The following is an 11,229-nucleotide window of genomic DNA, read 5'->3' on the forward strand; positions in this document are numbered from 1 at the left end:
TGGCCAGCGCCTCGGGCGGCAACAATGCAAGCGTGTTGTTGATGCGTTGCAGGCGCTCGACATCCACCGCCAGTGCGTCCAGGAAGATGTTCGACAACGCATGGCCCGCGATCTGTGCGAAGTTGGGATACGCGCCGCTGACCTTGCGCCGCCCCGGGGGCTCGTGCATGCGGCCGGCACCCACCACCAGGATGCGTCGCGCACCCAGGTGCACTGCAGGCGAGATGGGGGCCGACTGGCGCATCGAGCCGTCGCCAAAGAACTCGGTCACACCGTCAAAGTCCAGCGGCACCGCCGGAAAGACAAACGGAATGGCCGCGGACGCGAGCAGATGAGGCACCGTGATCGGCATGCGCACCGCCACCCGCTGAGAGCGGTTCCAGGGGGCGAATTCCTTGAGCGAGTCGTAGAAGGTCACATGGGTGCCTGAGCTGTAGCTGGACGCCGTGACCGCGACTGCCTGCAGGTGGCCCGACTCCATCACGCCGCGCAGGCGATCGACCGACACCATCTTGTGCAGCAGCTCTTCGAGCGGTGAGTTGTCGAGCAGGGAGCGCAGCCGCGCGCGACGCCAGCGGGCGATCACCCAACCGAGCGACATCATCGTGAGCCAGCGCGCGCCGGTGCGGATGACGCCGATGGTGTCGCTGCGGTATACCTGATCGGCATGGAAGTTTTCCCACACCTCGGCCACTGCTGCCACGGCAGCGTCGAAGTCGTCGCAGTGGCTGGCCAAGGCAGCCGCGTTGATCGCGCCGGCCGAAGTGCCGGTGATCACCGGAAACGGGTTGCTGCGGTCCCAGGGCGCGGCGTCACGCCGAATCTTCGCCACCGCCTTCAGCACCCCCACCTGGTAGGCGGCGCGGGCGCCACCGCCGGTGAGGATCAGCCCTGTCATCGGAATTGTTCTTGGCATACGCGCCAGTGTAGACAGCGCGCATGCCGGCGCGGATCAGGGCCAGCCCTCGAACGTGGGGGCGGCGCCACCCCGTCGCCCAGCGCCCACCAACCCGGCAGGATGACTATTCGTAAACGACGCGCGCCTTGCCGTGGCTGCCCTCGCGCCACCGTGCGAGTGCGGCGTCGGTCGGGAAGAAACGGCCTTCGTCGCCCAGGTCGAGCTCGCCACTCGCCGCGTCGCGCTGCAAAACCAGTCGCACACCCAGGCCTTGGGCCACCGGGCCTTGCTCGGTGGTGACCTTGCGGCTGGGGAAGTCGCGCAACACCTCGGCCACCGGTGGCACGCTGCCGTTCACTTCGACCCGCAGGTACTTGCCGAAACGGCAGCGCGCGGTGGCCAGGTCCCAGACCTGCTGGATGTTGAAGCGCATGCCACCGGAGAAGCGGTCGGGCTGCACCTTGCCAAGCGCCACGATCAGTTCGTCGTCTTTCAGCAAGTCCTTGTTGGCATTGAGCAGCTCTTCGTTGATCACCGACTCGATGTACTCGCTCTTGTCGTCCAACCTGAAGATGGCCACACGCCCGCGCTGGCCGTTGATGACACGCAGGTCACCCACGATACCGGCCAGGACCTGCGGCTCGCGCGAGTCGATGAGGTCGGCGATTTTGCGCTTCGCAAACTGGCGCACTTCGGCTTCGCTCTGGTCGAACAAGTGGCCCGACAGGTAGAAGCCCAGCGCCACCTTCTCCAGCGTCAGGCGCTCCTTGATGCTCCAGGGCTCGGCCTGAATCAGATCGGGCTCTTGCGTCGAGGCCGCATGCGAGTCGCCAAAGTCGAACAAACCACCCTGGTCGGCGTGCGCCGCCTGGGTGTCGGCGTAGTCGAAAGCCAATGAGACGCTCGCCACCATCATCGAGCGTTCGGCGTGCAGCAGGTCGAAGGCGCCAGCCTTGATCAGCGCTTCCACCGTGCGCTTGTTGATGCGGGCGCGGTCGACCCTTGCGCAGAAGTCGAACAGGCTCTTGAACGGCCCGCCCTCGGTGCGCGCAGCGACGATGGCCTCGATGGCGCTCTGCCCCGTGCCCTTCACCGCCCCCAGGCCGTAGCGCACCACCTTGTCGCTGACGGGATCAAAACGGTAGGTGCCGGTGTTGACATTGGGCGGCTCGAAGGTGAGGCCGAGCGCCACCGCATCGTCGTGGAAGATCTTGAGCTTGTCGGTGTCGTCGAGCGCCACGCTCATGTTGGCCGCGGTGAACTCGGCCAGGTAATGCACCTTCAGGTAGGCCGTTTGATAGGCCAGCAAGGCGTAGGCCGCCGCGTGCGACTTGTTGAAGCCGTAGCCCGCGAACTTCTCCATCAGGTCGAAGATCTCGTTGGCCAGCGGCTCAGCGATGTTGTTCCTGGCCGCGCCTTCGGCGAAGGTGGCGCGGTGGGCCACCATCTCTTCGAGCTTCTTCTTGCCCATGGCACGGCGCAGCAGGTCGGCGCCGCCGAGCGAGTAGCCGCCCAGGCGTTGCGCCACCTGCATCACCTGCTCTTGATAGACCATGATCCCGTAGGTTTCTTCCAGCACCTCTTTCATCAGCGGGTGCGGGTAGTCGACCTCTTCGCGGCCGTGCTTGCGCGCGCAGAAGCTCGGGATCAGGTCCATCGGGCCCGGGCGGTACAGCGCCACCAGCGCAATGATGTCTTCGAACACGCTCGGCTTGGCGTCGCGCAGCATGCGTTGCATGCCCGAGCTTTCAAGCTGGAACACGGCGACGGTCTTGCCTTCGCTCATCAGGCGGTAGGCCGCACGGTCGTCGAGCGGGATGTTCTCCAGCAAAAACTCGCGTTGGTCGGCGTGGCGCGCGCGAATGAACTCCTTGGCCATCTCCAGGATGGTCAGCGTGGCCAGGCCCAGGAAGTCGAACTTCACCAGGCCAATGGCTTCGACGTCGTCCTTGTCGAACTGGCTCACCGCCGAATCGCTGCCCGGCTGCATGTAGAGAGGGCAGAAGTCGGTGATCTTGCCGGGCGCGATCAGCACGCCACCGGCGTGCATGCCGATGTTGCGCACCATGCCTTCGACCCGCTCGGCCAGCGCCAGCAACTCGGCGACTTCTTCTTCGTTCTTTTCGCGTTGCTCGATCTCGGGCGCTTCGACCCGGGCGTAGATCAGGCCGGGGTCGGGCTTGTCGCCGGGGCGGGCCAGTGTCACCGTCTTGCCAGGTGGCGCGGGCACCAGCTTGGCGATGCTGTCCACATGCCCGTAGCCCATGCCGAGCACCCGGCCCACGTCGCGCAGGGCGGCCTTGGCGGCCATGGTGCCGAAGGTGGCGATCTGGCTCACGGCGTCACGGCCGTATTTGTCTTTCACGTAGTCGATCACACGATCGCGATTGCCTTGGCAAAAGTCGATGTCGAAGTCGGGCATCGACACGCGGTCGGGGTTCAGGAAACGCTCGAACAGCAGGTTGTAGCGCAGCGGGTCGAGGTCGGTGATCTTGAGCGCGTAAGCCACCAGCGAGCCCGCACCCGAGCCCCGGCCGGGGCCGACGGGGCAGCCGTTGCTCTTGGCCCAGATGAAGAAGTCGGCCACGATCAGGAAGTAACCCGGGAAGCCCATCTTCAAGATGGTGGTGATCTCGAACTCCAGGCGATCGACGTAACGCTGGTGTTGTTTGGCGCGCTCGGCTTCGTCGGGGTAGAGCTGGACCATCCGCTCCTTCAGACCTTCATGTGAGGCGTGGCGGAAATAAGCCTCCGGCGCCATGCGCTCGCCGTTGACCTCGGGCGTGGGGAAGTCGGGCAGCTGCGGCTTGCCCAGCACCAACGAGAGGCTGCAGCGTTTCGCGATCTCGACCGTGTTGTGCAAGGCGCTCGGCAAGTCAGCGAACAGCGCCTCCATCTGCGCCTGCGTCTTGAAGTACTGCTCGCGAGAAAAGCGTTTGACACGGCGCGGGTTGGTGAGCGTTTCACCTTCGGCAATGCAGGTGCGTGCTTCGTGCGCTTCAAAGTCTTCGGGTGTCTGGAACTGCACCGGGTGCGTGGCCACCACCGGCAGCTTCATCTGCGCGGCCAGCGGCACGGCAGCACGAACGTGGGCTTCATTGCTGGGCAGGCCGGCGCGTTGCAGCTCGATGTAAAAACGCTGCGGGAAGGTGGTCGCCAAACGTGTGGCCACGGCCTGTGCACGCTGTGTGTCTTGCGCCATCAAGGCCTGGCCGATGGCACCGAGCTCCGCGCCCGAGAGCGCGACCAGGCCTTCGTTCAACTCGGCCAGCCACGCCCACTTGAGCCAGGCCTGGCCACGGGCGTTGGGGTCGAGCCAGCCGCGCGAGATGAGTTCGCACAGGTTGAGGTAGCCCCGCTTGCTTTGCACCAGCAGCACCAGGCGGCTGGGTTGTTTGTCGCCTTCGGTGGGCTCCAGCCACACGTCAGCGCCAATGATCGGCTTGACGCCCTTCTTGCGGGCGGCGCTGTAGAACTTGACCGCGCCAAAGAGGTTCGACAGATCGGTGATGGCCAGCGCGGCCTGCCCGTCTGCCGAGGCGGCACCCACCAGTTCGTCGATCCGCAGGGTGCCGTCGACAACGGAAAACTCGGTGTGGGTGCGCAGGTGAATGAAGGCCATGCGGGCATTTTAGGGAGGCATCCGCTCCGTAAAATCGCTGGTGTGAAAGCAATTTTGAACATCTCTGCGTATCAGTTTGTGCCCTTGACGGACACGCTTGCCCTGCGCGAGAGCATCCGCTCACAAGCCGCGGGTTTGGCCCTGAAAGGCACGGTGTTGCTGGCCGAAGAGGGCATCAACCTCTTTCTGGCCGGTGAGCCCACGAAGCTGCGCAGTTTCGTGGCATGGCTGCATGAAGACACGCGCTTTGCCGCACTCGCACCCAAGGAGAGCTGGTCAGACAGCGTGCCCTTCGGCAAGCTGCTGGTGAAGGTCAAGCGCGAGATCATCCGCATGAACCACCCGACCGTGCGGCCCGAGGCCGGCCGCGCGCCGGCGGTCGACGCGAAGACCCTCGCACGCTGGCTCGATGCCGGCCACGACGACGACGGCCGACCGGTGGTCACGCTCGACACGCGCAACAGCTTCGAGATCGACCACGGCCGCTTTCACAACGCCCTCGACTGGCACATCACCAAGTTCAGCGAGTTCCCCGCCCAGGTGCTCGCTCACCGGCACGAACTGCGCGGCAAGCGCGTGGTGAGCTACTGCACCGGCGGCATCCGCTGCGAGAAGGCGGCGATCTACATGGCCGAGGCCGGCATCGAGCATGTGGTGCAACTCGACGGCGGCATCCTCAAGTACTTTGAAGAAGTCGGCTGCCACCACTTTGACGGCGACTGTTTCGTCTTCGACGAACGAGAGGCACTCGACCCCGCGCTGCAGCCTCAGGAGTTGAGGATCTCCAGCACGTCCGACTGAAACTCGCGCTGGTACAGGATGTAGATCACACCGACCGTCGCCAGCACGAAGATCAGCGGCGAGAAGAACCAGCCGATGGCGGCGAACGACAGGTAGTACGCGCGCAGCCCGTCGTTGAACGTCTCTGCCGCCATGCCGACCACCCGCCCTGCCTTCTTGGCAAAGGCCTGGCGCTGCTCTTCGCCCACGGCACCCATGGCTTCAAGCTGCTTGGCCTCGGGCGCCGCGCCGATCAACAAGGCGCCGAAGGTGTATTGCCGCATCGACCAGGTGAAGCGGAAGAACGCGTAAACAAACAGCACCAGCAACAGCACCAGCTTCAGGTCGAAGATCAGCACCGTGGTGCGCGCGGCAAACGGGATCTCGCGCACCAGGTCGCTCGCCTTGTCGCTCGCGCTCAACACGGCGAGCAGTCCACCGATGATCAGGATGGTGGTGGAGGCGAAGAACGACGGGCTGGTCGACAGGTTTTGCACCACCACGCCGTCGAGCACGCGCACTTCGCGGTAGGTGGTCTGCAGCATCCACTCGCGGCGGATGCGGTTGGTGCTGGCGAGGATCGACGGCTTGGTCTGCGCCCGGTCGCGGGCAAACCACGCGTAGCCGCTCCAGGACGCAAAAAAGGCCGCGAGTGCGGCCCAGTCGGTCCAGGGGAGGATGCTGATGACGCGCAACACGGTGTCCATGCCGCGCACTGTAGCCGGCTCAGGGCATGAGGTCGAAAACGATCACCTCGGCGGCGCGCCCGCACTCGAGCCGCAGCGCGGCCTCGTTATCGAGCAGCACCGCGTCACCCGCCGCTGCTTCTTGCCCGTTGACGCGGATCGCACCGCGCGCCACGTGCACATAGGTGTTGCGCGTGGAGGAGAGCGGCAGCTCGGCCGCCTCCTCGCCGTCGAACAGACCGGCGTACATCGCCGCATCGGCATGGATCGTCACCGAGCCGTCGCGCCCATCGGGGCTTGCCACCAACGCCAAGCGGCCGCGCTTTTGCGCTTCATCGAAATGCTTCTGCTCGTAGCCAGGCACGATGCCGCGCTCGTTGGGCATGACCCAGATCTGCAGGAAGTGCGTGGTCGCGTTCGGCGCGTGGTTGAACTCACTGTGCTGGATGCCACGGCCCGCGCTCATGCGCTGCACGTCGCCGGGCACGATCTGCGTGCCGTTGCCCATGCTGTCTTTGTGGCCCAGCGCACCTTCGAGCACATACGACACGATCTCCATGTCGCGGTGACCGTGGGTGCCGAAGCCGGTGCCCGGGGCGATGCGGTCTTCGTTGATGACACGCAGGTTGCCCACGCCCATGCGCTCGGGGTGGTAGTAATCGGCAAACGAAAAACTGTGAAACGACTTGAGCCAGCCGTGGTCGGCATAACCGCGTTCTGACGATTTGCGAAGGGTGATCATGGTGTGCCTTCCTTTCTGAGCTCTGAATTTAGGCGTGCACACGCACACCATCAGCGCCTGCACGTTGAAGCATCCGTTCAAATAAGATGAATCCGCCTTGCTGACCTGGACACCCGCGATGATCACTGCCCGCAATGTGCTGACCCCCGAAGCCCTGGCGATGATGGACGTCATCGCCCGCACCGGCAGCTTTGCCGCGGCAGCGCGCGAGCTGGGCAAGGTGCCGTCGGCCCTCACCTACAACGTTCGCCAGCTCGAAGACGCGCTCGACGTTCTCTTGTTCGACCGCCGCTCGCGCCAGGCCAAGCTCACCGCGGCCGGTGAAGAGTTGCTCAACGAAGGCCGGCGCCTGCTGGAGCAGGTGGACGCGGTGGCCAACCGCGTCAAGCGGGTGGGAACCGGCTGGGAAACCCAGCTCACCGTGGCGGTCGACGGCGCCCTCTCGCGGGTGACGGTGTTCGAGATCTGCGAAGCCTTCTACGCCCTCAAGGCCGACGGCGCCGACCCGGGGCGCAGCGGGCCGGGCACCCGGTTGCGGCTGCGCACTGAAATCCTCGCCGGCACCTGGGAAGCACTGGTCAGCGGCCAGGCCGACCTGGCGATTGGCGTGGGCACCGACCAGTTGCCACCGGCGGGCATCCAATTGCAGCCGCTGGGGGTGATGCCGTTTGTGTTTGCGGTGGCCCCGCACCACCCGCTTGCCGCGGCCACCCAGCCGATCACCGATGCCGAACTGATGCGCCACCGCGCGATCGCGGTGGCCGACTCGGCGCACCGCCTCACGCCGCTCACCGTCAACCTGCTGCCGGGGCAAGACGTGCTCACGGTGTCGACCATGCCTGCGAAGGTGGAGGCGTTGTTGCGTTGCATGGGCTGCGGTTTCATCCCCGAGCCGATGGTGCGCGAGCACCTCGCCGCCGGCCATCTGGTGGCCAAGGCGGTGCAGCGCCCGCCGCTGAATGCAAGCCTCGGCTACGCATGGCGCGGCGAACCCACCGGCAAGGCGAGCCGCAAGCCGCAACAAGGCCTGGCGCTGCGCTGGTGGCTCAACCAGCTGGAAAGTGCCGCCACACGCAAGGCCTTGCTCGAGCGGCACAGCGGGCGCCTGCCATTGGGCGGCTGCTGAATGTCATCGCACTACCGAGGCCGCTTCGCGCCCTCGCCCACTGGGCCGCTGCATGCGGGCTCGCTGGTGGCGGCACTCGCAAGCTGGCTCGATGCGCGCGCCCACGGCGGCACCTGGCTGGTGCGCATCGAGGACGTGGACACACCGCGCTGCGTGGCCGGTGTCGACCAGCTGATCCTCTCGCAGCTCGCCACCTGCGGCCTGCACCCTGACGAGCCGCCCGTGTGGCAGTCGCAACGTTCGCCGCTCTACCAGGCCGCACTCGACCAGCTGTTGCACCAGGGGGATGCCTACCCCTGCGGCTGCTCGCGCAGTGACATCGCGCAAGCACTCGCCGCATCGGGCCACAACAAGCCGCGGCATGGTGAGCTTGTCTACCCCGGCACCTGCCGAAGCGGCCTGCAGGGCAAGCCCGCGCGCGCCACGCGTTTGCGCTGCGATGAGAGCGTCAGCTGGCATGACCGGCGCCTGGGGCCACAGGTGCAAAACGTGCCCGACACCGTGGGCGACTTTGTGCTCAAGCGGGCCGACGGCCTGTGGGCCTACCAGCTCGCGGTGGTGGTCGACGACGCCGACCAAGGCATCACCGATGTGGTGCGCGGTGAAGACCTCGCCGACAACACCGCGCGGCAGATCCTGCTGCAGCGCCGGCTCGGCCTGCCCATGCCGCGCTACCTGCACACGCCCCTGGTGTTGAACGATCTGGGCGAGAAGCTGTCGAAACAAAGCGGTGCGCAGGCCCTTGACTTGCATGACCCACTGGCCGCGCTGCGTGAAGCCGGGCGCATGTTGATGCTGCCGACCTTCGATGCGCAGACGTCCACCCACTGGCTTGCGCATGCCGTGCCGGCGTGGCGCACTTTGTGGGGCACTGTGCCTTAGCATCACGACCTTTCAACCAAGGATAGAAGCCATGCAAACCACCGCCTCCGGCCTGCAATATGAAGACACCATCCCCGGCACCGGCGCCGAAGCCCAGGCCGGCCAGCACGTGAAGGTGCACTACACCGGCTGGCTCTACAACGCAGGCGTCAAGGGCGCCAAGTTCGACAGCAGTAAGGACCGCGGCGACCCGTTCGACTTTGGCCTGGGGGCCGGCATGGTGATCAAGGGCTGGGACGAAGGTGTGCAAGGCATGAAGGTCGGCGGCACGCGGCTGCTCGTGATCCCGCCCGAGCTCGGCTACGGTGCACGTGGTGCAGGCGGCGTGATCCCGCCCAACGCCACGCTGATGTTCGAAGTCGAGTTGCTGGGCGTCTGAGGCACACCCGATGCCCGTGCGCTACGACATCACCCACACCACGGTGTACAGCTACGCTCAACCGGTGAGCTTTGGCGAACACCGGGTGATGTTTCGGCCACGCGAAAGCCACGACCTGCGGGTGCTCGCCACCGACCTGGAGGTGAGCCCCGACGCAGATGTGCGCATGATCCAGGACCCTTATTCCAACTCGGTGGCCCTGGTGCAGCCCGAAGGCGAAGCGACCGAGCTGAAGATCGTGTGCTCGTTCACCATCGAGCATGCGCACAGCAACAACCTCGAGCTGCCGCTGTCGCCCTCGGCGGAGTTCTTTCCGTTCGCGTACTCGGTGGACGAACGCTTCGACCTCGAGCACTACCTGCGCCCGCACCACGACGACCCCGACGGCAAGCTCACCGCCTGGGCGCGCCAGTTCATCCGCACCGACGGGCCCACCGGCACGCGCGACCTGCTGGTGCAGATGAACCAGCACATTCGCAACAAGCTCACCTACGCCGCGCGCGACGAAGAAGGCACCCAAAGCCCACTCATCACGCTGGCGCGCGGCACCGGCAGTTGCCGCGACTTTGCCCTGCTCATGATGGAAGCCGCTCGCCGGCTGGGCGTGGCCACACGTTTCGTTTCGGGCTACCTCTACGACCCCTCGCTGGATGATGGGGGCGAAGACGGCATCGTCGGCGCCGGCTCCACCCACGCCTGGCTGCAGGCCTACCTGCCTGGCGCAGGCTGGGTGCCCTTCGATCCCACCAACAACCTGCTGGGTGGCTACCACCTGGTGCGCGTGGGCGTGGCGCGAGACCCCAAACAGGCCGCACCGATCGCCGGCAGCTGGTACGGCGAGCCTGACGCGTACCTGGGCATGCAGGTCGACGTGCGCGTGCGGCGCATCTGAGTCGACATCCAAACGAACAAAGGGCTCGCAGTGCGAGCCCTTTTTCATTCACGCTCGAGAGCGATCAGCGGCTGAAGCCACCCGGGCGCGGGCGCTGCGGCTTGCTGAAGCCACCCTTGCCGACGGGTGCACCCGCCGGCTTGCGCGGGGCAAAACCGTTGGCGTTGCGATCGACCGGTGCGCGGTCGAAGGCACCTGCGCGCTGCACCGGCTGGCCGTTCGGAACGAACACACTGTTGTGGCGGTCGTTCGGGCGATCCGGGCTGAAACGGTTGTTCGGCGCGGCATCCCGGTCGAACGGAGCACGGTCGCGCTCAAACGGAGCACGATCGCGCGGTGCAAAACCTTCGCCACCGCGCGGGAACGCCGGCTTGCCAAACGGCTTGTTGCCAAAGCTCTTGGCCGGGCCGCCTGCGGGGCGGTGACCGAAGGACTTGCCACCACCACCAAACTTGCCGGCGTCAGGACGCGGGGCAAACATGCGTGGCTCGGGGCTCTTGGGCTCGAGGCCGACGATGGTGGCCACCGGGATGTTCTGGGTCGTGAACTGCTGGATGCGGCGGATCATGCCGCTGTCCATGCGCTCGGCCAGCGTCACGGCCAGGCCATTGCGGCCGGCACGGCCGGTGCGGCCGATGCGGTGCACATAGTCTTCGGCCTTCATCGGCAAGCCGTAGTTGATGACGTGGCTGATGCTCGGCACGTCAATGCCGCGCGCGGCCACGTCGGTGGCGACCAGCACCTTGAGTTGCTTGTTGCGCAGGCCTTGCAGCACGCGGGTGCGACGGCCTTGCGGCATGCCACCGTGCAACGAAGCCACGGCGTGGCCCATGTCGGCCAGGCGGTCGGCGAGCCAGTCGGCGTCGCGCTGGGTGCTGGTGAACACCACGGCCTGTTCCATCTCTTTGCCGGTCAGGATGTGGTCGAGCAAGGCATCCTTGTGGTGCTTGTTGTCGGCCCAGTGCAGGCGCTGTTCGATGTTTTCGTGGGTGTCGGTTTGCGAAGCCACGTCAATTCGCATCGGGTCACGCAGCAGGTCTTGCGCCAGGCGCCCGACGTGGCCGCCGAAGGTGGCGCTGAACATCACCGTCTGGTGCTCTTGCGGCAGGTTGTCGACGATGTGGCGGATGTCGTCGATGAAGCCCATGTCGAGCATGCGGTCGGCTTCGTCGAGCACCAGCATCTCGACGTTTTCGAGAATCGCCTTGCCCGATTGCATGTG

The 11,229-nt window shown here is 65.9% G+C and carries 10 protein-coding genes; 5 read left to right on the forward strand and 5 right to left on the reverse strand.

What is annotated here, in order from left to right:
• Positions 1-898: patatin-like phospholipase family protein (locus RMO40_RS01095; RefSeq protein ID WP_309715121.1), on the reverse strand; the 898-nt coding region annotated here is incomplete at its 3' end.
• A gap of 124 nt (positions 899-1,022) precedes the next feature.
• A complete protein-coding gene (gene dnaE, locus RMO40_RS01100) occupies positions 1,023-4,520 on the reverse strand; it encodes a DNA polymerase III subunit alpha (RefSeq protein ID WP_309715123.1) in 3,498 nt (1,165 codons plus the stop codon).
• Between the two features lie 42 nt (positions 4,521-4,562).
• Between dnaE and RMO40_RS01105 the strand changes: the two genes are divergently transcribed.
• The gene (locus RMO40_RS01105; RefSeq protein ID WP_309715125.1) at positions 4,563-5,321 is read left to right on the forward strand and encodes a sulfurtransferase; all 759 of its coding nucleotides are present in this window, start codon (positions 4,563-4,565) and stop codon (positions 5,319-5,321) included.
• Here RMO40_RS01105 and RMO40_RS01110 read toward each other — a convergent pair.
• Entirely contained in the window at positions 5,288-6,007 is a 720-nt protein-coding gene (locus RMO40_RS01110) for a DUF599 family protein (protein WP_309715127.1), read from the reverse strand. The two genes, RMO40_RS01105 and RMO40_RS01110, sit on opposite strands and share 34 nt — an antisense overlap.
• Positions 6,008-6,026: 19 nt before the next feature.
• The gene (locus RMO40_RS01115; RefSeq protein WP_309715129.1) at positions 6,027-6,728 is read right to left on the reverse strand and encodes a pirin family protein; all 702 of its coding nucleotides are present in this window, start codon (positions 6,726-6,728) and stop codon (positions 6,027-6,029) included.
• A 118-nt stretch (positions 6,729-6,846) separates the two neighbouring features.
• Between RMO40_RS01115 and RMO40_RS01120 the strand changes: the two genes are divergently transcribed.
• From RMO40_RS01120 to RMO40_RS01135, 4 genes are read left to right on the forward strand one after another with little or no spacing between them, the layout of a single operon-like run.
• Complete coding sequence (locus RMO40_RS01120; RefSeq protein WP_309715131.1) at positions 6,847-7,854, forward strand: LysR substrate-binding domain-containing protein; 1,008 nt, start codon at positions 6,847-6,849, stop codon at positions 7,852-7,854.
• A complete protein-coding gene (gene gluQRS, locus RMO40_RS01125) occupies positions 7,855-8,736 on the forward strand; it encodes a tRNA glutamyl-Q(34) synthetase GluQRS (RefSeq protein WP_309715133.1) in 882 nt (293 codons plus the stop codon).
• Positions 8,737-8,767: 31 nt separating this feature from the next.
• Positions 8,768-9,115, forward strand: a complete 348-nt coding sequence (locus RMO40_RS01130; RefSeq protein ID WP_309715135.1) for an FKBP-type peptidyl-prolyl cis-trans isomerase — start codon at positions 8,768-8,770, stop codon at positions 9,113-9,115.
• A 10-nt stretch (positions 9,116-9,125) separates the two neighbouring features.
• Complete coding sequence (locus RMO40_RS01135) at positions 9,126-10,007, forward strand: transglutaminase family protein (RefSeq protein ID WP_309715136.1); 882 nt, start codon at positions 9,126-9,128, stop codon at positions 10,005-10,007.
• Between the two features lie 64 nt (positions 10,008-10,071).
• Here the strand turns inward: RMO40_RS01135 and RMO40_RS01140 are convergent.
• Positions 10,072-11,229: helicase-related protein (locus RMO40_RS01140; protein ID WP_309715138.1), on the reverse strand; the 1,158-nt coding region annotated here is incomplete at its 5' end.

It is taken from the genome of Rhizobacter sp., from assembly GCF_031412075.1.
In the GTDB taxonomy this organism is placed as follows: Bacteria; Pseudomonadota; Gammaproteobacteria; order Burkholderiales; family Burkholderiaceae_C; genus Rhizobacter.

Bases quoted from the DNA above. Each gene is read 5' to 3' on its own strand.
- RMO40_RS01115 (WP_309715129.1), bottom strand. From the start codon at position 6,728: ATGATCACCCTTCGCAAATCGTCAGAACGCGGTTATGCCGACCACGGC.
- RMO40_RS01135 (WP_309715136.1), top strand. From the start codon at position 9,126: ATGCCCGTGCGCTACGACATCACCCACACCACGGTGTACAGCTACGCT.
- dnaE (WP_309715123.1), bottom strand. From the start codon at position 4,520: ATGGCCTTCATTCACCTGCGCACCCACACCGAGTTTTCCGTTGTCGAC.
- gluQRS (WP_309715133.1), top strand. From the start codon at position 7,855: ATGTCATCGCACTACCGAGGCCGCTTCGCGCCCTCGCCCACTGGGCCG.
- RMO40_RS01120 (WP_309715131.1), top strand. From the start codon at position 6,847: ATGATCACTGCCCGCAATGTGCTGACCCCCGAAGCCCTGGCGATGATG.
- RMO40_RS01110 (WP_309715127.1), bottom strand. From the start codon at position 6,007: ATGGACACCGTGTTGCGCGTCATCAGCATCCTCCCCTGGACCGACTGG.
- RMO40_RS01130 (WP_309715135.1), top strand. From the start codon at position 8,768: ATGCAAACCACCGCCTCCGGCCTGCAATATGAAGACACCATCCCCGGC.